This window comes from Hungatella sp. SL.1.14 (assembly GCF_024460495.1).
GTDB lineage: Bacteria > Bacillota > Clostridia > Lachnospirales > Lachnospiraceae > Hungatella > Hungatella hathewayi.
In genome coordinates this window covers 1-23,237 of record NZ_JANFYJ010000041.1, presented here as the reverse complement: position 1 = coordinate 23,237, position 23,237 = coordinate 1, and the positions used below count along the sequence as shown (strand labels likewise).

The following is a 23,237-nucleotide window of genomic DNA, read 5'->3' as shown; positions in this document are numbered from 1 at the left end:
GTTTAGATAACGCAGGTATTAAAAAAATTATGTCCATAATCGGTTATGTCAATTCGCTTTTTAGAAAATATAATTCCTTGAGCATCTGGGTAATCTGATTTATATGACTCTAAAGTGAACTCTGTTTTTAAATAATTAATTAGTAGTTCATATATAGAATCATCTCCATACCAAACTCCGTCTGGAATATTAATAAGACCTAAACGTGAAAGGTTATCAATGGATAATGGAAAGTTATTAGTATAATTTTTACTAAATGTATTACTATTTTGAACGACTTTTTTTATCAAGGAATTTGGAAAAGTAAGTAATGTATCTACCATTGGTCTAATATCTAAGGAGTAAATATGTTTGAAGTATTTTGCATCATCTGGAGACAACTGCTTGATTGTTTCAATATATGCAGGATGTACAGTATCCTTAGTATCAATGTTCATAGATTTAGCGATAAGATTGGCGTACAGATCTCTTAGCTCCTCGCTGTTCATTGCATATGAAATAGCTTGTATAGCAGGAACTGCAACATATGGTTCAGGAGTAACTATTTTATCAGGAGAAATGTTTTCGAGTTTAAGTGCCAAAAGTTTTTTAGTTTCTGCTACATTATATTCTTTATTAAGGACCCAGATTTCTAAAGGGGAGAGTGCAGCATTAATAGTCCTAAGAAGAAGCGCAGCGGTTTTTCCTGCTTCTATGGCAGAAGGCTTTAGTGCATCGTTGTATAACTCAGGAACTGTATGGATTGCATTAGCAACACTTTCAGCCAGTTTATTTATACCATTTGTCATATTAACACAACCTTTCATTTGTAATAATTTTATTTTACCAGATAGTAGTCAAAAATCAATGTTTAGGAGGAAATATGGGACTTTTATTATGTATAAACAAAAAAAATAAAGCGAAAGTATTTAGTATGGGAAAATTATTAAGTTTATTAACTATGGCTACAGTAATATGTCAGGCCATAGCAGAAAAAGTCGCAGATAATAAAGGTATTGAGTTAGATCAGGCTATGAATTTTGTTGTAGATAGCATATTAGAAAGTAGTAAGGATATAGGAAAATAATTTTATCTAAATCGAGATTGAGAAAAACTTACGGAGTAATACACAGGGAAAGGAGCGGCCGGCATGGCAAGACCGAGAAAAGCAGAAGGAGAGAAATACATACGGCAGGATATAAGCATGGAGCCGGATCAGTTTAAGCGGCTGATGGCCTATTGTCAGCGAGAGGACCGCTCCATCTCCTGGGTGATCCGCAAGGCGCTGGAAATGTTTTTAGTGTGTAGCGATATGTAACGTTACACAACTAAATCGAGATTTTCGAAAGGAGAATGGTATGGGTGTTTTATGTGGTATAGTCATAGCTTTGTTTGTTGGCGGGGCGATTGCTGTACTAACCATAAGTTTATGTATGGCGGCAAATGATGGTGATGCAGAACGAGAACGAATGGAGCAAGCTAACGAAATATTGAATTTAAGGCTTGAGAATGAGTATCTGCATATGTGGCAGGCAGAGGTACGGGATAAGGTGGACAAGATGGAACCGCCGGAAGGATTCCCTCCGGTTTATTGCCGGGGGTGCTCTGACATGATTGAGGAGGTCAGGAGGATAGTAGAGTGAGAAAAGATAATATACCACCAGGGTACATAACCCAGAAGGAGATACAGGCCGCACAGCGGTATTACAGGATCGGTCGCACAGTAATTGTACATACCTACAAGGCCCAGGGGATCGACTCCATGGGACATACCGGAGAGATGCACCGCGGAAAGATTGTGGAGCATTATAAGCGCTTTGCATTGGTACGGCTGCCGAGTGGTGTACTGGATAGCGTGCTATGGCCTGATCTGGTATTACAGATGCGTAAGAAAAAGAATCCGGGGATAACCTCCCCGGAAATAAAAAACTGAAAGACAGAACGTATGTGCGATAAAAGAAAAAAGCGGTGGATATCCGGGAAGATATGCGCCACCGCTTAGCTATTGCCTGAGTATATTATAACCGACTCAGGCGTGATAAATCAACTGGAAAATCATACCATGAGGAGGATTATAATATGCAGACAGCGATTAATACAGACAATTTTGTTATGACGGTGATGGAAACATTGATGGCAAGTATGGACATGTGGGCGGAGCAGGAGCGGTTGAATCAGGTGAAAGCGGCATTATATATGAATCTGATGGACAAGACGATCTTAGCAGACGATTACGCCGGCAGGCAGCTTCCAACGGAGTATATTGACGATACCCCGCGCGTGGTGGAAATGTGGCTCCGGTGTATGCAGTTAGAGAAACGGACTGCCGGAACAATTGAGAACTATCGTGGAGAGCTTAAAAACTTTTTTGAGTGGTGCAGAAAGCATTATGCTGATATCACAACCAACGACGTAAGGGCATACCTGTCCTGGAGACAGATCGTTAAGCATAACAGCGATACGACAATCAATAATAAGTATCACGCCTTACAGTCTTTTTACCGGTGGATCATGTCGGAGGATTTGATCGAGGACGGCGGCAGCCTGGCACGGAAACCCAAAAAGAATCCGATGGACAAGATCAACAAGGTTAAGACGGAGAAAAAGATGCGCACAGTACTGACGGACGAGCAGGCGGAGATAATCCGGTGTGATTGCCAGACGGTACGAGATAGGGCGGTCGTGGAGGTCCTTATCGCGACTGGAATGCGTGTGAGTGAGCTTGTCGGGCTTGACCTTAATGATATTGATATCAGGGCCGGTAAATGCATCATATACGGCAAGGGGCGCAAGGAGCGGCCGGCATTCTTCACACCTCGGGCGCTGGTACACCTGGAGGAGTATCTGGCAGAGCGTAGGCAGATCACGGATTGCGAACCGGCGTTGTTCCTCAACTTCCGGCGTAAGGGCGGGATATACACACGGCTGAGTGATGATAGTATCCGGCATATGCTTAACGCGATTGTGGAGTCTGATCGGCGGCTTTCCGGGCTTAATCTCCACCCGCATATGTTCCGGGCATACCTTGCGACATATATGTCCAGGCATGGCGCGTCAATTAAGGATATCCAGCGGATTCTCGGCCATAGCAATATAAATACGACGTCTGAGTGTTACATAATAGACGATGATGATTCCATGAAACAGGTACATGAGTTATTCGCGGCATAGGAGGTAATGATGGATAAGAGCATATTGAAACAGTGTGCAAGCCTGAAGCGGGAATATGTGGACGAAGAAAAAAGGATACAGGCGATGGAGGCAGAGATACAGGCCATGGCCCCCATCTGCAAAGAAGTTACTGACGTGGTTACAAAGGGGAGAAGGGGGAAGAAGCCCCTCGGAATCTGTACGATACACGGAAATGAAGATAATACGCAGATTAATCGCAAGAGGGCCAGGCTACGGGAAAGGAAAGCAAAGCAGGAATTACGTCTTGCCCGGATCGAAAATATGATCCTTGATGTAGAGGAGTACATAAACGAAATTCCAGACAGTGAGACACGGCGTATGATGAGATTTTTCTTTATCGAGGAAAAAACATGGAATGAAGTGGCCGAAGCTATGGGCGAGGGATATACTGGGGAGGCTTGTAAGAAAAAAGTTCAACGAGAATTAGGGAAAATATAAAAGTGTCCCGTTTCGTCCCGACCTTCTGTGTTATAATTTAAAATGAGAAAAGTGTATCAATAAAACACAACCCTGACACGCTTTTTCGGAAGAGTACAAAAGCCCCGGTAACTGGCAGTCCACTTCAGGGTATTAATGTTACTGCCTTAACAAAATGGCCGCAGTGCATGCGGCTGGAAACCCTCACACAATCGGTATAACGGCGCGTATGGATTGTATAACGGCGGTTTAATGGAGAGGTGTCCATAATGTGGGCGCTGCGTCCATGCTGCCGTACAAGGTCTAAAAGTTCTCCCTTAATAGACCTTACAAAATCAATAAGGGCAATACCGGAGACGATCCGGTATATGTGGAGCATACCATCAATAGCAGATGGACATTCACCGACCATAGGAAGGTAATGTGTCCCGGTTCGATTCCGGGTGATCCGCTTCATTCTTCATAATCTGTTTCTCCTTGTAAAAGGCATCCGGCGGCAAACGGGTGCCTTTATTTTATGCGAATAGAGGTGGTACCATGGCAAGAGCGCCAGATCAGAGAGTACAGCAGGCAGAAGCAATGTTTCTTGCTGGAAAGAAATTAGTGGAGATAGCAAACGAACTAAATCTACCAGAGGGAACGGTCAGGCGTTGGAAATCAACATATAAGTGGGGAAGCGAACGTTCGGAAAAGAAAAGCGAGCGTTCGGAAAATAAGTGCGAACGCTCAGAAAAGAAAGCGAACGTTCGGAAAAAGAAAGAGGAAGTTGTTGCAGAGGAAGTTATACAGGTGATAGAAAATCCTAACCTGACCGACAAGCAACGACTTTTTTGCATCCGGTATGTGAGATGCTTCAACGCAACGAGATCATACCAGAAAGCGTATAACAGCAGTTACGAGACGGCAATGGTCGAAGGGTGCAAACTACTAAGAAATCCAAAGGTCAGGGCGGAAATCACGCGGCTTAAGCAGGACCGGCTAAACCGGGAAATGCTTGACGAACACGATATTTTCCAGAAGTACATGGACATTGCATTTTCTGACATTACCGATTATGTGGAGTTTGGCAGAGAGGAAATACAGGCCATGGGAGCGTTCGGCCCCATACAGGTTGAGGACCCGGCAACCGGGAAAAAAGTTCCGCTCATGAAAACTGTTAACAGCGTTCGTTTCCGTGAATCCGATGTGGTTGACGGAACGATCATAACGGAGGTTAAGCAGGGGCGGGACGGAGCCAGTATAAAGCTAGCGGACCGTATGAAGGCTCTGGAATGGCTTGCTGACCACATGGACCTTGCGACGCCAGAACAGCGGGCAAGGATTGACCATATACAGGCACAGACCGGGAAGATCATTAGGGAGAGCGCAGGCGGAGACAACGGCGACGGCGTGGAGGTGATAAACGATGCACCGCAAGCAGATCAGGATATCAGAGACGATCATACCGAAGTATCTTCCGCTGTTTAACGACAAGACACACCGCCATATCATTTTAACATCCGGAAGAGCCGGTACGAAATCAAGTTACGCGGGCGTTCGGAGTATTTTCCAGTTAATCAACGACCCGAACGGTTCCGTAGTAGTGCTCAGAAAGCATCATAACAAGCTGCGGAAGACGGTGTACAAGGAGATGCTGAGAGGTATCAACCGGCTGGGAATCGACAAGAGGGCGTTCCGGATCGGGAAATCACCCATGGAAATCACGTACCGTAAATATGGCACTACGATGTATTTCGCCGGTTCTGATGGTATCGACGATACAAAAGGTATCATTGATGAGAGCAAGCCTATTAAGCTGGTTATCCTCGATGAACTTACCGAATTCTTTGATGATGGCGAGGGAGAAGACGAACTACAGAATATCGAGGCTACGTTTATCCGTGGCAACAGCAGCGGATTCCAGATGATATATCTATACAACCCGCCAAAGAATCCGAACGCACCAATCAACAAGTGGTGCAAGAAGATGGAGAAGCGGGCGGACTGTATCCATATTCACACGGACTATAGAGACGTTCCGGAGGACTGGCTTGGAAAAGACCTGATAGAGTCTGCGGAGATCATGAAGGCGGCAGATGAGCGACAATACAGGTGGGTATGGCTGGGGCAGAGCATAGGGGTAGATGAGGTAATCTACTACATGTTTTCTGACAAGCATAAGGAGAGGCCGGAAAATAGGCGGTATCGGATTATTGGTATTGGAGTAGATTACGGACAGCAGAACGCGACCGTTTATGAAGCGGCCGGCCTTGATGAATACCAGAAACGATTAACCGGGCTTGCAGAGTATTATTACTCAGGCAGGGAAACGGGAAAGCAGAAAAGCCCGTCTGATTATGCGAAAGACTTTATTTCTTTCACAGACGCGTTGCATGAAAAGTATGAGTGCAGTTACTTTTATGTTTTTATCGATCCTTCCGCGCGAGGGCTGGCGGAGGAGATCAAAAGAGCGACGAGGGATTGTGATTATACTGTTCTAATCCGAGGCGCCGAGAATGAGGTAGAACTCGGAATATCAAGAGTACAGAAGCTATTGACATATGGGATTATGACGATCTCACCATTGCAGGAATACGCAGTGGAGGAATTCGGAACTTATGAATATGACAAGAAATCCATCGAGCGCGGAAAAGAAGTACCTGTGAAGGTGGACGATCACTGCATGGATGCTATCCGGTATCTCGTCATGGGGTTCTGGAAAAAAATGAAACACTGGCTCCCGGTGAAGGAATACGAAAAGGAATACCGGAATCCGCTGGATGAGGAGGTGGAAGATGAATATATTTAGCTATTTCAAGAAGAAAGGAATTGACACAGTAGACAGTTCCTTTTACTCGAAAATATCGGAATGGTATAGTTGGTACCGGAGCAATGTCCGTAAGTTCCACGTTTACCGGATATACGGTGGTCAGGGGACATGGACGAAATGTCATCGTCACAGCCTCGGAATGCCGAAAAAGGTATGCGAGGATATGGCTAACCTGCTTCTTAATGAACGGGTGAAAGTAACGCTGTCTGATGAGACAACGAACACATTCGTCAAAGAAGTATTGCAGAAAAACGATTTCTGGAATATCGGAAATGAATACCAGGAGCGCAAGGCGGCAACCGGGACAGTGGCCTATATTCCGTATCTCGACAATATGGACGTTGACGAGGCCGGGAATGTGCACGGAGGAGAAGTAAGAATAAACTATTTGGAGGCCCCCAACATTTTCCCTCTGTCATGGAACAACCGTGAAATCACGGAATGCGCTTTCTTATTCCCACACACGTACAATCGAAAGAAGTACGTACAGATACAGTTTCACAGAACTGAGAAGGCCGGAGAAGCGGCAGGAAACTATATCATCGAGAATGTGGTGGTTGAATGCACGAACGGAGCCGGGAAGGAGTTGACGCCTGAACAGTGGAATGCATTACCACCGTTTGAGGGGCTGGCTGACAGGATAGAGACCGGATCGAAAGAACCACAGTACGTAATTGACCGGCTGAATCTGGTGAACAATGCGGCGGAAGACGATAATAACCCGATGGGTATGTCACTCTTGGCGAATTCCATTGATGTATTCCGGAAGATAGACCTGGAATATGACTCGTACGCGAACGAGTTTGATCTTGGCCGGAAGAGAATATTTGTGGCGCCTGAGATGCTGGAGGATAAAGACGGAAATCCGACTTTTGATACTGGTGATACTGTGTTTTATCGCCTCCCAGATGATTATTTAAAGGACTCGAAAGAGCCTATTAAAGAAATTGATATGACGCTGAGGGTAGAGCAGCACAGCAAAGCTATTAATGATGATCTTAATTATCTTTCAATGAAATGTGGGTTCGGAACACAGCGTTACCGTTTTGAGCAGGGAGGCGTAACAACAGCCACGGAAGTGATCTCGGAAAATTCCGATATGTACCGGACGTTGCAGAAGCACGAGATTGTACTTGATGCTGTGCTCAAAAGGCTGATTAAAATTATCATACGGTTAGGGATTGTGGCGAAAGTCCCTGGCCTATCTGAAGAGACAGAGATAACAATCGACTTTGATGATTCAATCATTGAGGATAAGCAGACGGAGCGCAAAGAGGACCGGCAGGACGTAGCTATGGGGGTTATGAGCCTAGCAGAATACCGGGCGAAGTGGTACGGGGAAACAGAGGAGCAGGCAGCGAAGAAAATCCCTGAACAGACGGGAGTGATTCCGTAATGAACAAAAGCTATGAAAGTTATCTGGCTACGGGAATCGAGAAGAAGTATCGGAACCTCGAAACTCGAATTATGGAAGATGTGATACGCCGGATTAAGAAGACCGGAACGATCACGTCAACCGCCGATTATCAACTCCTTAGATACTACATACTGGGAAACAGTACAAAGGATATCGAGGATATCATTAAAAAAGCAGTAGGAGATTCCTTCCCGGAAACGTTCGAGCTGTACGACGAAGTGATCGAGAAATATTATACGAGAGCGAAGCAGCTATATGAACAGGTGAATGAGAATTTTGTCCCTTATGAAGCGAATCAGGAATTACAGCAACTTACCAACGCTCTTGTTCAGCAATCCAACGATGAACTGTATAATATCACTCGATCCCTGGGGTTTAAGGTTGATATGGGCGGCGGCCGGCTGGTTTTTTCGCCGCTGGCAGACTATTACAATGAGTATCTTGATAATGCCATTGTTGAGATCACTTCCGGGGCATTCGATTATAACACCGTGATCCGACGTGTGGTAACACAAATGACGAATTCGGGCTTGCGTACCGTCGATTATGCGAGTGGATATACAAGCCGTTGTGATGTAGCTGCCAGAAGGGCAGTTATGACGGGGATTTCACAGCTTACCGGGAAGATTTCGGAAATGAACGCCAAGAAGCTGCATACAGACTATTTCGAGATTGACTGGCACGAGGGAGCCAGACCGACACACAGAGTGTGGCAAGGCAAAGTTTGGAGCCGTGAAGAATTGCGGACCGTATGCGGCCTTGGAACTGTAACCGGGCTTAACGGCGCGAATTGCTACCATAGCTATTATCCGTTTATTCCTGGTATTTCTGAGCGGCAATTCAGCGATAAGTGGCTTTCCGAACAGAATGCGAAGGAAGATAAGCCTAAGCGTTTTAAAGGCCGGGAATACACAAAATACGAGGCCACACAGCGCCAGCGATACCTTGAAACGAATATGAGAGCGCAGCGTGAGAAGGTAAGGTTATTACAGAAGGCCGGAGCAGATGAAGACATGGTTATGCTTGCGAGATGCAAGTATCAGGCGCAGCTTGATGAGTACAAGGCATTTTGCAGGAAAATGGAACTCGTAGAGCAGCGTGAGAGAATCTACTACGATATGAGAGGGCGTGTAGCGCCGTAGTGAAAGGAGGGGGATTATGATACAGGTAATGGTAAGAGAGAATGAGATATCTGTAAAAGGACATGCCGGATTTGCGCCGCCTGGGCGTGATCTGGTATGTGCTGCGGTATCTGCGCTTACCCTGACGCTTGCCGAAAGCCTGAATGCTTTGGCTGAAGGAGATTTTAAAACCGTCATGGATACAGGAAACATATCCGTCAGATGGCAGCGGATCAATGATAAGGGGAAGACGATTATTGACGCCTGGTTTCTTGGGATATGCTTAATTAATCAGGAATATGGTTGCATCACATACGTTTAAAAATCATGCCCGAAACGTGAAGGCTTTAAAAGCATCGGAATAGTTAACGTACTTAAAACGGAGGTATTAGGATGAGAAAGAGAATTAATTTACAGCTTTTCGCAGACGGCGGCGAAGGCGGTGCAGCAACGAGCACAACAACGAGCACGACAGCCGGAAATGGTAACGGCAGCCAGAACGCCGGTAGTACAGCAACTTACACATTCGAGCAGGCAGAAGCTATTGCCGCGGCACGAGCACAGAGAGCAGAGGCGGCGGCCTTGAAATCTTACTTTGAGCAGCACGGACTTAGCGAGGACGAAGTAAAGCGGGCCATGGAAGATTACAAGACGAATAAGGAAAAGAATAAGCCTAACATTTCTGCGGTCGAACTCGAACGGGATAAATATAAAACGGAACTCGAACAGCTTAAAAACAGCGGGTTTCTGCGGGACAAAGGTGTAAAACCTGATGATCTCGACTATGTGCTATTTAAAGTTAATCAGAAGGTTACGGATAAACTTCCTTTTGACAAGGCGGCGGCGGAATTCCTGAAGGAGAATCCGAAGTTTGCAGGCCAGACGTCATACAAGGTGACAACCTCGACACATACAGGCGGCGCCGGAGCTTCTGAGGACACGAACGACTATATTAATAACGCCATAAGAATGGCGGCCAGACGATAAGGAGGTCAAATATGAGACATAAGTACAATTTACAGATTTTTGCAGACGATGCATTGATTATTGACAGAAGTGGGGCAGATTCTCTAATTCCAGAAGAGCCAGCCAGAGAAATTATCCAGGGGGTAGTTACTCAGTCTACGGTACTTTCAAGGGGCCGTAAGCTCCCTAACATGTCAACGAAAACCTATAAAATGCCGGTGCTTGACATGCTCCCGATTGCCTATTTTGTGGACGGTGATACCGGAGCCAAAAAGACCACGAAACAGCAGTGGGATAAGAAGGTCATTACAGCAGAGGAAATCGCCGTTATCGTTCCGATTCCGGAAGCTGTACTTGATGATTCGGATTATGACATTTGGGGAGAAGTGAAACCGAGAGTTGTTGAGGCGTTCGGTAAGTTGATCGACGAAGCAATCCTTTTCAATGTTAACAAGCCCACCTCTTGGAGAGATGGCCTTGTTGCTACAGCAACAAAAGCGAATGCAGTTGTAACGCTTGCCGAAGGTGATTCCCTGTATGATAAGATTATGGCCGAGAACGGCGTAATTGCGAAGGTAGAGGATTCCGGATACTTTGTAAGCGGCCATATGGCTGATATTTCCATGAGGGCGAAGCTGAGAGGTTTGCGGGATTCGACGGGAAATCCAATTTTTAAGTCTGATATGCAGAGCGGTACTACATATTCTCTGGACGGCAGCCCGATGAACTTCCCGAACAACGGAGCGTTCGATAAGTCCAAAGCGTTGATGATCTCGGGAGACTTCAATCAGATGGTATATGCAATCCGTCAGGATATTACCTTTAAGCTGTTTACTGAGGGTATTGTACAGAACACGGATGGCTCGATTGCTTATAACCTGATGCAGAATGACATGGTGGCTCTTAGGGCGGTCATGAGGCTGGGATGGGAAATTCCCAACCCAATCAACTCGGTCCAGACTGATAAAAACAAGAGATGCCCGTTTGCTATCCTGAAGAACGCATAGGAGGATTGTGTATGCAGATTACAGATGCATTAAAAAATCTCTATAAGAAGGTTACAGGGAAATCATCTGCCCCTACTGACGGGCAGATTGCTGAATTAGTACAGAAATTGGCGGATAACTGGCCTAGTGGGGAAGGATATACGTTGCCTGCGGCGAAAACAGATGCTATCGGTGGAGTCAAGAAGGCACCTGCTGTGACATTTAACGTTTCAGGAGCAACAGCAGAAACATGCGCATCTGCAATAAAGTCAATCATTGATGGGCTGAAAGCAAGCGGCGCCATGGAATAGGGGGATTCAGGATGTATGTGGATTATGAATATTATCGGGCCGAGTATGGTGGAAAAATGCCGGAAGAAGCATTCCCGGCAGCTAAACGCAAGGCAGAAGCGTACATCCGATACCTTACCCATTTGAATGGTGACATATTTTCCATACCGAATGACATGGTAAAGGATGCGGTCTGTGCAGCGGCAGATGTGTATTATGTGGCCGAACAGGAGCAGGAGCAGAGAAAGGCGGACGGAAAGGCTGGCCCTGTTCGGTCTGAGAACAATGACGGCTATTCTGTGTCTTATGTAGTGGAACAGACAGACGGCCAGACGGCGGAAGAAGCGGTTAGACGGAAGGCTTATGATGCTGTGTATATGTATCTGCTGCCTACTGGCTGGCTGAATCGAAAGGTGAGGTGTCACAATGACCACAAATGCGGATATTACGGTCTATAACTCTTTCCTGAATCCTGATACACGGTTGAAAGAATGGCGCAGGACAGTGATAAAAAAGGCGTGGTTCTATGTTGATAATAAAGTCAGCGTAACAGACGGCGGCCTTGCTTCTGCGGATTCCTTTAAAGTTAGGATACCAGTAGATGCGGAGTTTTCCGGATCACATTATGTTGCGCCGGAAGAGTACACAGGCAAGGAAAATACATGGACCTTAAAGAACGATGACTATATAGCGCGTGGAGCCATAGCGAAGGAAATAGAAAAGCCTTCTGATTTGCAGAAGGAACTGTATCAGGTGTTTAAAATCACATCATGGTCTGATAATCGTTTTGGCAGCTTGCAGCACTGGAGAGTGGGTGGTATTTAATGGCACAGAAAAGGGTTTTTCAGATATCCACGCCACGCGGAGAGTTGTATCAGAAGAAGAGCAGCAACGGCAGTGTAACCGCGCACTTGGAATGGGCGCCGGGATTCGGTCAGCAGAAATCAAAAGGATTTGCAAAGGCACAGGAGTTTGTCGATTCTGAGTGCCTGCGGTACATGGACCCGATGACGCCACGAAGAACCGGGTACATGATTAAGTCCGCGCAGCTTGGAACCGTAATTGGCAGTGCAGAAATAGAGTACTTGGCCCCGTATGCGCGGCGGAAGTATTATGAGAACCACGGAGACAACGGAAACCGCGGTAAACTATGGTTTGAGCGTATGAAGACCGCGAAAGGCGAGACGATTCGGAAGGGGGCGGAAAAGATCATTGCGAACAATTAACAATGAGTCTATTATAGGCGCACTCAGGAAATATTTCATGCAGTGTCCATTCTTGCACGACGGGGAATTTAATATTGATTATCTCCCCAACAGTCGAGCGTACAGCCTGGACCCAATACCGGCTGATCCGGTATACAAAGAATACGTGGACGGAGGGAAGGTATATCAATTCCAATACTCTTTCACGTCAAAAGAAGCTTACGACGGAGACGCCCGTACCATGATAGACAATTCATATTTTTATCAGAATTTGTCTAATTGGGTAGAAGATCAAAACGATAATGATATTCTTCCGGAACTGGAAGGATATTCAGCTATTTCGAATGTCATGATATCGAGCTATTATCTTTTCGACTCGGACGGGGACCTTGCAAGATATCAGATACAATTAAGATTACTCTATGAATAGGAGGAAACAACATGGCAACAGTTGACAAAATTAATGAAGCAAAGTTGGTAAAGCGGTCTAAGAGAGTCGCTTTCATGAACGTCGGAACCGGGGAAGAACCTAAGTTTGTGCGCATGCAGGGCTTTTCATCTATGTCTGAATCCAAAAGCCCGAAACAGTACACAAGAACGTACGTAGATGAGGATTCCGAGCGGTCTGATGTGGTTGGATATGCAACACAGATCGGTTATAGTTTTGACCGTCACAGCCCGCTTTCAACGCATGAAAAGATTGCAGAGATTACCGATGGTGAATATACCGGATCAGATGCTTATGTCGAGATCGTAACGGTAGATCTTTTTGCCGAGGGGGAAACGAAGGTCGCACGAAAGCGTACCTATGCGGTTATTCCGGATACTACCGGTGATGGAAATGACGCATTAATCTATTCTGGTAATTTTCGGGCGATCGGAGAAATGATACTGGGAACTGCAACTTCTTCCGATAAGTGGCAGACAGTAACATTTGTAGAAGGTCAGGCTCATGAATTGGGGGAATTAACTGTGCACAGCGTAGCGGGTTCTGGTTCTGGGACTACTAAATTAACGGTTACCCCAGCAAAGCAGCCAGATAATACATACCGATATAAGACAGGAACAAATGTTTCCCTTCCTGCTTATGATACGGATTGCAGCGAAATGCAGACTTGGGATGGATCAGCAGATATTACGGCTGCAAATGGGCAAAAAATCCTTGTTGTAGAATGCACAGGGAATAAGGCCAGAAAAGCCGGTATTGCAACCGTCACATATAAACAATAACAAAGAGGAGTGAGCCTATGAGCCAGAAGTGGAGTTATAACAATCTTGAGTTTGAGGTGGATTTACAGGATGCGGATTTTGCAGAACGTTACGAAAATGCGTTTAAGCAGATGGAAGAGGAAGAAAAACGAGTGCAGAAGGCGGGCACAACAAGCGAGGTAATACGCGGATACTGTGGGCTGTTTTTTAACCTGTTTGATTGTATTTATGGAAAAGGGACATCTGGAAAGATGTTTGAGGGAAAAGTAAATGCTGGTATGTGTGACGCAGCCTATTCGGCTTTTATTGATGCCGCACGGCGCAGTAATCAGGAGGCCATGCAGCGCAGAGGCCAGATGCTTAATAAGTATGCACCGCATCAGAACAGGCAGCAGAGACGGCATAACCGGAATGGTGGCGGTAATAAGTGAACCTCATCTATGACAGATATCCCAATTCGGTGATGCTAAACGGTAAGCATCGTGAGATTGTAACGGATTTTAAGGACTGGCTAAGGTTTGTTGACCTTTTGAAAGATGATGAGTATGGGCCGGAAGAAAAATTCGAGTCCATACTCTTGTTCTACTGTGATCCTCTCCCGTTTGCGGATCAGGCAAATGCCTGCAAACCGCTGATAGACTTTTTTAAGATGGCTGAGGCAGAAGATGAGAGTTATCAGGCTGATTATGAGGAAGAGGAAGAAACGGGGAACATAAAACCGCTGTATGATTTCCGATATGACGCGCGCTGTATTATTGCCGGCTTCTGGCATGATTACCGGATTGACTTAACGAAAGCGCACATGCACTGGTGGAAGTTCCGGATACTGCTAGACGGCCTATCATCTGACACGGAATTTAAGCAGCGTGTTATGTACCGGAATACCGATGCATCACGGATAAAAGACGTTGAAGAGCGTAACCGTATTTTGAGAATACAGAGAAAGATTGCAATTCCGCAGTCTGCCCCATCTGATGATGAGATCGGAGGTATGTTCTGGTGAGATGGAAAGGTATTAGCTATTTTGCAACAGTAAATGAACAAGAACTTTCTCACGAATTACCTAAAATTAAGAAACCGCCAACTAGGCGTGATTGGTATCAATGCCCCCATTGCGGAAAGAACGCTGTGTTATATGACAACACAGCACAGAGCAATGGTGTATACATGAAATGTAAAGAGTGTAAAAAAGAATTTGAAATAAAGATATAGCATATGTGAGCCTGTGAGCCGTGCTACTGCGAAAGGAGTAGTATGGCTTATTTTGACTTACAAATATTTGCCGCTGACGGTCATTTAAATTTTGATACAAAGATTGATGAAAAAGGATTTTCCATCGGACTCGGTAAACTTGGTGGAATAGCAAAAGGCGGTCTTGCGGTTCTTGGCGCCTCCATTGGCGGAATCACTGCCGCATTCGGCGGCATGTCCAAAGCCGCTTTAAGTTCCGTAGCCAGTTTGGAACAGAACGTGGGCGGCGTGGAAACGCTGTTCAAAGAGAATGCTAAGACAGTCATAGAAAACGCTAATAATGCTTACAAGACTGCCGGATTATCCGCCAATGAGTATATGCAGAGTGTCACCAGTTTCTCCGCCTCCTTATTACAGAGCGTGGCCGGAGACACGGCAGAAGCGGCAAAGATTGCAGACATGGCAATGGTGGACATGTCCGATAACGCCAATAAGATGGGCACGGACATGTCCTCTATCCAGAATGCGTACCAGGGATTTGCAAAGCAGAATTACACGATGCTGGATAACCTGAAACTAGGATATGGCGGAACAAAAGAAGAGATGAACCGCCTTCTTGCAGATGCCACCAAAATATCGGGTGTAAAATATGACATCAGCAACCTAAATGATGTTTATTCAGCTATCCATGTGATCCAGGGAGAACTTGGCATAACAGGGACTACCGCAAAGGAAGCATCAACTACCATAGAAGGTTCCATGAATGCCGCCAAGGCAGCCTTTGACAATTTCTTGAATGGATCAGGCAATGCCCAGGAACTGGCGGATGCGATTGCCACGGTTGCCCGTAATGTGGGAAAGAACCTTGGGGAAATCGTTCCGAGGCTGGCCGAGACAATTCCAATGGTGATAGAGGAATTATGGCAGGAATTTGAAGGTAGTGCGGACCAGTTTATACAGATGGGGTCAAGCCTTTTAACTGACATTGCAACTGGGATCATCGAACAGCTGCCAGCCGTTATTGACCTTGCTGTTTCGTTCATTGACATGCTGATACAGGGCTTGGACGGAAACACAGCACAACTGATGGAAGCAGGCGCAAAGCTACTTATGGCGATTGCACGGGGAATCATTACGTTGATTCCTTCGGTAGCTTCCCTTGGTTGGTCGATTATTACCGGTGTAATTGAAGGGATACGGTCAAATTCCGGTCAGCTTCAGGCGCAGGGGAAAATGCTCCTGGATAATTTGACAGTGGGAATTAGTACTGGACTCCCAAATATTGTGAGCAAGGGTCTTGAAGTATGCGGAAAATTCGCACAGGGTTTACTGAACAACCTTCCATCTGTTATCTCAGCTGCCGGAAATATATTAAACCGGTTAGTTGATGCGATTATGACCGCTTTACCGAAGCTTCTGGAATCTGGTGCGAAATTAATCGGGCAGCTTGCACATGGTCTTCTTGACAATCTGCCTGCTGTCATTACGTCTATTGCCTCTGTACTTGCAAAATTAATCGCTACAATTGCATCCCATCTTCCGGAACTTTTACAAAAAGGCATTGAATTGATTGGAGAGTTGGCGGTAGGCCTTATAAAGGCAATCCCTGATCTTATAAAAAAGATACCGGAAATCATCGAGTCAATCAAAAATGCATTTTCTGAATTTGATTGGAAGAAGATCGGAAAAGATATTGTAGATGGTATCGCGAAGGGGCTAAAAAACGCGGTCGGTGCGGTTGTTGGTGCTGCAAAAGAAGTAGGGAAATCAGCTCTTAACGGGTTGAAAAATATGTTGGGAATCCACTCCCCATCCAGGGTATTCCGTGACGAGGTAGGCAGGAATATAGCGCTTGGCATTGCTGATGGTATTGCGAGAAACAAGAAGTATGCGAAGAGCAGCGCGGAAGAGATCGCACAGGCAGTTCTCGACTCTGCAAAGAAGCGGCTGGACAACTACAAAGTATATAATAATTTCACACTTGCAGAGGAGGCGGCCTATTGGGACGAAGCCAGAAAGCAGGTAAAAGAAGGCACACAGGCAAAGATCGACGCAGATAAAGAATACTTTACAGCAAAGAAAGAACTTGAAAATCAGATGCTCCAGGCCGAGGAGAAGTACACTGATAATGTTGCAAAAGCATATGAAGACTTAAACGATAAGATTCTTGATCTGAATAAACAGTACGAAGATGCAGTAAGTCAGAGAACAGATGAAATAAAGTCAGCGTTCGGACTCTTTGACGAGTTTTCTGCGGATACGGAATTATCATCTGATGATCTCCTGAATAATCTCCGGTCACAGGTTGACGGGCTGGAACAGTGGAGAGAAAACTTAGACGATTTAAGTGACCGCGGAATCGGAAAGGAACTTCTGGAAGAGTTACAGAAGCTTGGCCCGAAGGCAGCGGCAGAAATCCAGTTGCTCACGGAGATGAGCGACGATGAGTTAGACGAATATGTTGATCTTTTCAGGGAGAAAAACCGCCTTGCACGAAGACAGGCCGTAGAAGAGTTGGAACCGATGCGGAGGGATATTGCAGACCAGATTACAAAGATGCAACAGGAAACCTCTGCGGAACTTGCGAAGTACCAGCAGGAGTACACGGCTTCCATGCTGGAACTGGGGGTATCACTGAATCAACCACTTGAGGTGATGAAGCTTACCGCGGTTCAAAATGCGGTTGAATTGGTTTCCGCTATGGCCGGATCAGTAAAGGAAGCGTCCGGAACAACCGAGAATATGGACAAATTCAAGGCAATTGCACAGAATGTGTTAGGAGCGGTACAAACGCTTCCAACGGACATGAAGGACCTGGGAAAGACTGCAATCACTGAAATGATTGAAGGTATTAATTCCATGTCTGGAAATCTCTATGCGGCTATGTCAGAAGTCGTTGGAAATGCCATGAGAAGCGCCATAGACGCGGTAACGGCAGGAAATGCAGTTGATGCAGCTCTAGCAGGTACGGGATATGTAACCGGCACAGCGTCGATACCTGCGTCCAGCTATGGAAATGAAGGGTATGGCCCTGGTTATGCAATCGACTATAAACGTATGGGCCGCGAGATGGGGCAGGCCATGGAGAATACCGGCGTGTATATGGATAATAAAAAGGTCGGTAATCTCGTTTCAGAGCCGGTAAATGAAAGCCTTGGTAATGTATCTAAGACGGAGGAAAGAGGTGTCATGTAATGCCTATAGGAATCACATTTAATGACGAAAAGCATTCTTACCGAGATTTCGGGCTACGTATTATTTCGGTCAATATAGGTCTGCCGGAAGTAAAAAAGAGCCTTATTGACATACCGGGCGCCGATGGTTACGTTGATATGACGGACTATTTCGGAACCCGGTATGAGAACCGGAAAATAAAGGTGGAATGTGATTTTGAGGATAAGGGATATAGTAACTGGGCCGCGAGAATCAGTGATATCAGCAACTATCTGCATGGAAAACCAGTAAAGCTGATATTTGATTTTGATGAGGGATATTACTATGACGGCCGGGGAACATGCGAATATGAAAAGAATAATCGCAGATACGGTAAGATTACACTTACGTTTGACTGCAAGCCGTATAAACTGGACCTGCTTGCATCGGATGAGGATTGGTTATGGGACCCGTTCGATTTCGAGACCGGAGTCATCCGGGAGTATGGAAACATAGCGGTAAATGGTACATATGATCTTGTAGTTGACGGAAGCCCTATGCCTGTTATCCCTAAAATAGAGTGTTCCGAAGCCATGAAAGTGATATTTGAAGGCGTTGAATATGCTTTGAGCGCCGGTGTGAATTATATCACTGACATATTAATTGGAAATGGAGAATATCACTTGCAGTTTTCTGGAAAAGGGACTGTGACGGTAATATACCGGGGAGGAAGCTTGTAATGTATCTGATACAGAATATCGTAGACGGCCATGTATACCCCATACATGACCAGAAAAGTGACGTTTTAAGAGTGCTTGAGCCGCGCCTTATATTAACCATTAATAAGACTGGGCAATTAGAATTTATGATTCCCCCAATGCATGAGTATTATAATACCATCAAGAAACTAAAATCCATCATACGGGTGATTGAAGATGGGGAGCTGCTTTATGAGGGGCGGGCAATTTCGGATGAAGCAGATTTTTACAATGTAAAGAAGATTGTATGCGAGGGGAGCATGGGGTACTTGATCGACAGTATCCAGCGCCCGTTTTCCCATACCGGTAATATCCGTGATTTCCTGGCCTACCTGATTGATAACCATAATCGTCAGGTGGAGGAAAGAAAACAGTTTTTGCTTGGAACCGTGAATGTGGTCGATGATGAATCCAACATTAAGCGGGAAAGCACAAAACTGGAAAACACATGGAACACGGTTAATACCTATCTGATAAGCAAGTATGGGGGCTGCCTGTACGTGGAGTATAAGGGCGGTAAGAAGTATCTTAATTACACCTATGACCATGGCGGATACAATGAGCAGAAGATACGTTTCGGAGTGAATCTGCTTGATCTGACGAAATACCAGGATGCGACGGAAATCGCTACGCGGTTAATACCTTATGGCGCGGAAGTGGAGTACCAAGACGAGAACGGGGAAGTGCAGACAAAAACCGTTGATATCACGTCTGTGAATGACGGAAGCGATTATATTACGGCAGATCAGAGCGTGGTTGATGAATATGGAATCATAACAGTCACCTATCAATGGGCTGATGTAACGGAGCCTTCCGTACTACTTGAAAAGGCGAAAGCACTGATTAAGGAACTGACCAACATACCGGATACACTAACCGTTAAGGCTCTTGATCTTAATTATGCGGGGGTAGATATCCGTAGGTTTAAGGTTGGCCGGTGGACAACCGCGGAGAGCAAGCCCCACGGGGTTAAGAAAGATATGCTGCTTGCGAGGCTTGACCTATATCTTGACGATCCGAAAAAAGGGAGTATATCCCTTGGATCAACCGTAAAGACATTCACAGCTGCAAATGTAAGTAAGCAGGTGGAACTATCAAATTCCATAAAGAAGGTAGGGGAATCTGCCTCGAGCGAGATCAGGCGTAAGGTGGAGAATGCCACCTCATTGATTACTGGCGGACTTGGTGGGTATGTGGTTCTGGACGTCGAGGACCCCGTTACCGGTAAGAAAATCCACCCATGGCGAATCCTGGTGATGAACACGCCGGATAAGAACACGGCTACCCATGTGATTCAGCTTAATCAGAACGGCCTTGGCTTTTCTACAACCGGCATAAATGGACCATACCGGAATGCCTGGACGATTGATGGTAATCTTGTGGCTGATTTCATAACATCCGGTACGATGCTGGCGGACAGAATTCGCGGCGGCATTCTCGAGGTGGGCGGCGCTGGCCTGGCGAAAGATGGGAGCATTACCGTTAAGAATGCACAGGGCGAGGTGATCGGTACATGGGATAAGACCGGCTTGCATGTGCTTCTTGGCATTATTGAGGGTAGTACCATCAAAGGATCATCAATTATAGGCGGCAGGATTAATATCGGTAATGGTACATTTGAGGTGGACAGCGACGGATCAGTGATTATAAATTCTGGTGAGATCAATATAGGGAATGTGCTGATTACTGAAAATTATGCATGGATTAATGGGTTTGGCATTTCTGACATGACTATATATAGTAAAGATGCAGGTAATTCTATTGTATTATCTACTCAAGAATTTGATGGAACAGGGCCAGCACTTGAATTAAAAAGAGATGGAATGATAACCCGTGTTGGTTATAGTGGTATTGTCACAGGAGATATAATTTTCGATGATCCTTGGACGGAAAATATGTCTGCACTAGATATGTTTAAGGATTTGTATGGCAGAGTAAGAGATTTGAGGGATAGAATAGATGGATTGGAGGGTTGAACCGAAGGTATATAGATGATATAATATAGTCAGAAAGGGGTGAAATATAAAATGTTTAAAAAAATGTCTTTACTGACTATTGTTTTAACATTTAGTTTGCTTTTTGGTTCGTTTGCTATGGCTGATGTAGTTAATGGTGATTTCATACGTAAATCTCCGCTGAATGAAGAGGAAAATTCATCATATGAATGGACGTGGCTTAATGACGAGCATTGTGTACAGTTTACAACTAAGGATGATAAACTAAAGAGAGAACATATTGAGAGAAAATTCAATATGGGACTGCTTCCACAGTGGGCGGTAAATGGGGATGATGGAACCGGTGTTGTAAAAAAGAGGGACACATATTCTGGGAAGTGGACTCAGAGCGAAAAAGGAATATGGTCATTCGAGTTTGATGATAAGACCATCCCGCTGGGAGTAACGAAAATAGATGATGTTTTATACGCCTTTAATGGATATGGAGAATTAATGGAGGGCTACGAATATTACGATGGCCTGACAACCGGAGCTGATGGAGTAGTCAACTCAGACAATCCCGAATTTCTGGCATGGCTGGATACCCAGTACGTGCCAGCGTGCACAAGCCATGAATAATAAAAATTACAGAGAGCGAGGATAATTTCCCCGCTCTTTTTCTGTGTCAAGTAAATTGTCACGTTTGTCACACCCAAATGTGCTACAATTTAAAATAGGAAAACCAGTGATGAGCGCCTGAAAACAGGTGCTCTTTTTCTATGCCAAAAACAGAAAATAGATCGGAGGATAAGAATCTATGTTAGTGGAAATCAGAAAATTTAATAAAGAAGAAGTTGCCACATGCACAAGTTTAGATGTTGCTGAAACATTCGGGAAAGAACACTACCACGTAATTGAGGATATAAGAAATTTATCTGCGAGTATCAGTAGCCCCGATATTTCGGGGCTATTCAGTGAAAGCTATTATGTAGCGACGAATGGAAAAAAGAACCCGATGTATTACATGACAAGAGATGGTTTCACACTGCTTGTAATGGGATATACAGGAGAAAAGGCTATTAAATTTAAACTTGCATACATAAAGCAGTTCAATGCTATGGAAAATGCATTAATCGGTAAAATGAAGGAACGTGAAAAAGGTATAGCTGTACGGCAAGCGCTTACAAATACACTTCAGCGTTCCCAGGAAAACGAACGAATGCATGGACATGCGTACTCTACTTATACAAATGCAATTTACAAGGCGATATTCGGGAAAAATGCGAAGCAGCTCAGAGAATTATATGGAATAGGAAGCCAGGACAATTTACGAGATAGGTTTACTGTTGAGGAATTATCTGCGGTTCAATCTATGGAAATGCTTGTCAGCGGCCTTATTAATTGTGGCTGGGGATATGATAAAATCAGAGATTTCATTCAGGAAAACAGTGTTAAACAGTTGGTCGGATAGGAGGAAAGTGAGGTGAAACATGGCAGATATAAGCAGAGAAATAGAGAATTTCAGGAGCGCGCGGAAAGGGAAAGACGTTCGTGGCTCTATGATCTCATTGGCTGAAAAGGTCAATAAAGAGGGTGAAAATGTTGTAGCTAACGTAGCGGTGCAAGTTACAAGAATTAATAATGCAATTACTTTAGCCAATGAAGCTGTGACCGATGCGAATGCGGCAACAGCGAGAGCAAATGAAACCTTGAATCATGCGGATGATATTCTCGGAAGTGCTACAGAGCAGGCTACAAACTCCGCAGTAAGTGCTACGGAGGCAAAAAGCTGGGCAATCGGTGGAACCGGGACGCGAGAGGGAGAGAATACCAATAACAGCGAGTATTACAGCAGGCAGGCCGGGACTTATGCGGACAATGCCAAAAACGACGCAGACAGGGCCGCGCAGTACTCGCAGATTGTAGCGCCTGGTTTTTATTTTGATCCGGCAGAATCAACCCTCTATATAAAAGCGGGGGTAGGTGTGAATTTTACTGTCGTGGATTCAGTGCTCTATTGGAAAATTATGGTATAAAAAAGAAAAGAGGAGGTACTATTTGATGGCAGCACCAGAAGGATATACAGAATTAGGACGCATAGGTTTTGTGGACAAAGGAAATTATGCGTCAGGTACCACATATCGAACCGGTGATGTGGTATATTATAACGGGAGTACTTGGGTTGCGTTGAAGGATAATTTACGTGGAGTAACTCCTGCACCGGGAGCGAACTGGAAGTATATGGCGCGTGGCTTTGCGGCTGAGGCACTTTCTGCAATCACCGCTGTGGATACAAGCGGAGTACTGAGAGAGGCAGGAGCAAGCGTGACATCTCAGGAACTAATTGACGCGATCGCCGATAAGGTCATGACAAAACTCATTGAGAAAAGTAAGATCGTAAATAATCTGCTTGCGACGGACGCAACAACCGTATTAAGCGGTCCGATGGGGAAGTCCCTCGATGACAAGATTACTCAGTTAAATAGTGATTTAGCCAGCATAACTGGATTAATTGTCAAAGATATTACATTAAACCCTGGTTATGCCATCTATGGAACATGGGCCACCCGGATCATAAAAGATAAATCTTCAGGGATATGTGTTATCAAT

Annotated in this window: 28 protein-coding genes and 1 pseudogene; 28 read left to right on the top strand and 1 reads right to left on the bottom strand. The window is 45.1% G+C overall.

Translation table 11 applies throughout. From position 1 onward, the window contains the following. Positions 1-2: 2 nt before the first annotated feature. Entirely contained in the window at positions 3-788 is a 786-nt protein-coding gene (locus NE473_RS27980; protein ID WP_256265460.1) for a DUF4393 domain-containing protein, read from the bottom strand. A 74-nt stretch (positions 789-862) separates the two neighbouring features. Here NE473_RS27980 and NE473_RS27975 point away from each other — a divergent pair, with 74 nt between their 5' ends. From NE473_RS27975 to NE473_RS27840, 28 genes and pseudogenes are all read left to right on the top strand, one after another. Further along, positions 863-1,066 (top strand): hypothetical protein, encoded by a 204-nt coding sequence (locus tag NE473_RS27975; RefSeq protein ID WP_256265459.1) that lies wholly within the window; start codon positions 863-865, stop codon positions 1,064-1,066. Between the two features lie 63 nt (positions 1,067-1,129). Continuing rightward, the gene (locus NE473_RS27970; RefSeq protein WP_118077829.1) at positions 1,130-1,297 is read left to right on the top strand and encodes a ribbon-helix-helix protein, CopG family; all 168 of its coding nucleotides are present in this window, start codon (positions 1,130-1,132) and stop codon (positions 1,295-1,297) included. A gap of 40 nt (positions 1,298-1,337) precedes the next feature. Beyond that, the gene (locus NE473_RS27965) at positions 1,338-1,622 is read left to right on the top strand and encodes a hypothetical protein (RefSeq protein WP_118077831.1); all 285 of its coding nucleotides are present in this window, start codon (positions 1,338-1,340) and stop codon (positions 1,620-1,622) included. Further along, positions 1,619-1,912, top strand: coding sequence for a hypothetical protein (locus tag NE473_RS27960; RefSeq protein WP_118077833.1), 294 nt, complete (start codon positions 1,619-1,621; stop codon positions 1,910-1,912). The genes NE473_RS27965 and NE473_RS27960 overlap by 4 nt, the downstream gene beginning before the upstream one ends. Positions 1,913-2,058: 146 nt before the next feature. After that, positions 2,059-3,150 (top strand): tyrosine-type recombinase/integrase, encoded by a 1,092-nt coding sequence (locus NE473_RS27955; protein WP_118042823.1) that lies wholly within the window; start codon positions 2,059-2,061, stop codon positions 3,148-3,150. A gap of 6 nt (positions 3,151-3,156) precedes the next feature. Continuing rightward, a complete protein-coding gene (locus NE473_RS27950) occupies positions 3,157-3,609 on the top strand; it encodes a hypothetical protein (RefSeq protein WP_147348841.1) in 453 nt (150 codons plus the stop codon). 516 nt (positions 3,610-4,125) lie between these two features. Then, on the top strand, positions 4,126-5,055 hold the full coding sequence (locus NE473_RS27945; protein WP_256265458.1) for a terminase small subunit: 930 nt from the start codon (positions 4,126-4,128) through the stop codon (positions 5,053-5,055). Beyond that, entirely contained in the window at positions 4,994-6,376 is a 1,383-nt protein-coding gene (locus tag NE473_RS27940) for a PBSX family phage terminase large subunit (RefSeq protein WP_118042820.1), read from the top strand. The genes NE473_RS27945 and NE473_RS27940 overlap by 62 nt, the downstream gene beginning before the upstream one ends. Continuing rightward, complete coding sequence (locus NE473_RS27935) at positions 6,363-7,793, top strand: phage portal protein (RefSeq protein ID WP_118042819.1); 1,431 nt, start codon at positions 6,363-6,365, stop codon at positions 7,791-7,793. The genes NE473_RS27940 and NE473_RS27935 overlap by 14 nt, the downstream gene beginning before the upstream one ends. Then, the gene (locus NE473_RS27930) at positions 7,793-8,956 is read left to right on the top strand and encodes a phage minor capsid protein (RefSeq protein ID WP_118042818.1); all 1,164 of its coding nucleotides are present in this window, start codon (positions 7,793-7,795) and stop codon (positions 8,954-8,956) included. Before NE473_RS27935 ends, NE473_RS27930 begins: the two co-directional genes overlap by 1 nt. A 16-nt stretch (positions 8,957-8,972) precedes the next feature. Further along, positions 8,973-9,257 (top strand): ribosomal-processing cysteine protease Prp, encoded by a 285-nt coding sequence (locus NE473_RS27925; protein WP_118042817.1) that lies wholly within the window; start codon positions 8,973-8,975, stop codon positions 9,255-9,257. Positions 9,258-9,328: 71 nt separating this feature from the next. Continuing rightward, positions 9,329-9,922 (top strand): hypothetical protein, encoded by a 594-nt coding sequence (locus tag NE473_RS27920; RefSeq protein ID WP_118042816.1) that lies wholly within the window; start codon positions 9,329-9,331, stop codon positions 9,920-9,922. Between the two features lie 11 nt (positions 9,923-9,933). Next, positions 9,934-10,908: a phage major capsid protein gene (locus NE473_RS27915; protein WP_118042815.1), complete on the top strand. Its 975-nt coding sequence runs from the start codon at positions 9,934-9,936 to the stop codon at positions 10,906-10,908. Positions 10,909-10,919: 11 nt separating this feature from the next. Next, positions 10,920-11,198, top strand: coding sequence for a head fiber protein (locus NE473_RS27910; RefSeq protein WP_182284262.1), 279 nt, complete (start codon positions 10,920-10,922; stop codon positions 11,196-11,198). An 11-nt stretch (positions 11,199-11,209) separates the two neighbouring features. Then, entirely contained in the window at positions 11,210-11,635 is a 426-nt protein-coding gene (locus NE473_RS27905) for a head-tail connector protein (RefSeq protein ID WP_118042813.1), read from the top strand. After that, positions 11,604-12,002 (top strand): DUF6751 family protein, encoded by a 399-nt coding sequence (locus NE473_RS27900; RefSeq protein ID WP_118042812.1) that lies wholly within the window; start codon positions 11,604-11,606, stop codon positions 12,000-12,002. Before NE473_RS27905 ends, NE473_RS27900 begins: the two co-directional genes overlap by 32 nt. Then, entirely contained in the window at positions 12,002-12,403 is a 402-nt protein-coding gene (locus tag NE473_RS27895; protein ID WP_118042811.1) for a hypothetical protein, read from the top strand. Before NE473_RS27900 ends, NE473_RS27895 begins: the two co-directional genes overlap by 1 nt. A 420-nt stretch (positions 12,404-12,823) precedes the next feature. Beyond that, positions 12,824-13,612: a hypothetical protein gene (locus NE473_RS27890; RefSeq protein ID WP_256265457.1), complete on the top strand. Its 789-nt coding sequence runs from the start codon at positions 12,824-12,826 to the stop codon at positions 13,610-13,612. A gap of 17 nt (positions 13,613-13,629) precedes the next feature. After that, entirely contained in the window at positions 13,630-14,022 is a 393-nt protein-coding gene (locus NE473_RS27885) for a DUF6673 family protein (RefSeq protein WP_118042809.1), read from the top strand. After that, positions 14,019-14,594: a Gp15 family bacteriophage protein gene (locus NE473_RS27880; protein ID WP_118042808.1), complete on the top strand. Its 576-nt coding sequence runs from the start codon at positions 14,019-14,021 to the stop codon at positions 14,592-14,594. The genes NE473_RS27885 and NE473_RS27880 overlap by 4 nt, the downstream gene beginning before the upstream one ends. Next, positions 14,591-14,803 (top strand): hypothetical protein, encoded by a 213-nt coding sequence (locus tag NE473_RS27875; protein ID WP_118042807.1) that lies wholly within the window; start codon positions 14,591-14,593, stop codon positions 14,801-14,803. The genes NE473_RS27880 and NE473_RS27875 overlap by 4 nt, the downstream gene beginning before the upstream one ends. Positions 14,804-14,845: 42 nt before the next feature. After that, positions 14,846-17,977 carry a hypothetical protein gene (locus NE473_RS27870; RefSeq protein WP_118042806.1) on the top strand — a complete coding sequence of 1,044 codons (3,132 nt, stop codon included), beginning with the start codon at positions 14,846-14,848 and terminating at the stop codon, positions 17,975-17,977. Beyond that, positions 17,977-18,675 (top strand): distal tail protein Dit, encoded by a 699-nt coding sequence (locus NE473_RS27865; protein WP_118042805.1) that lies wholly within the window; start codon positions 17,977-17,979, stop codon positions 18,673-18,675. Before NE473_RS27870 ends, NE473_RS27865 begins: the two co-directional genes overlap by 1 nt. Further along, entirely contained in the window at positions 18,675-20,669 is a 1,995-nt protein-coding gene (locus NE473_RS27860; RefSeq protein ID WP_118042804.1) for a phage tail spike protein, read from the top strand. Before NE473_RS27865 ends, NE473_RS27860 begins: the two co-directional genes overlap by 1 nt. Before the next feature lie 51 nt (positions 20,670-20,720). Beyond that, on the top strand, positions 20,721-21,266 hold the full coding sequence (locus NE473_RS27855; RefSeq protein WP_118042803.1) for a hypothetical protein: 546 nt from the start codon (positions 20,721-20,723) through the stop codon (positions 21,264-21,266). A 178-nt stretch (positions 21,267-21,444) separates the two neighbouring features. Continuing rightward, positions 21,445-22,098 carry a Rha family transcriptional regulator gene (locus NE473_RS27850; RefSeq protein ID WP_118042802.1) on the top strand — a complete coding sequence of 218 codons (654 nt, stop codon included), beginning with the start codon at positions 21,445-21,447 and terminating at the stop codon, positions 22,096-22,098. 19 nt (positions 22,099-22,117) lie between these two features. Then, a complete protein-coding gene (locus tag NE473_RS27845) occupies positions 22,118-22,663 on the top strand; it encodes a hypothetical protein (protein ID WP_118042801.1) in 546 nt (181 codons plus the stop codon). A 25-nt stretch (positions 22,664-22,688) separates the two neighbouring features. After that, a pseudogene (locus tag NE473_RS27840) lies at positions 22,689-23,237 on the top strand (hypothetical protein); the annotation flags it as partial.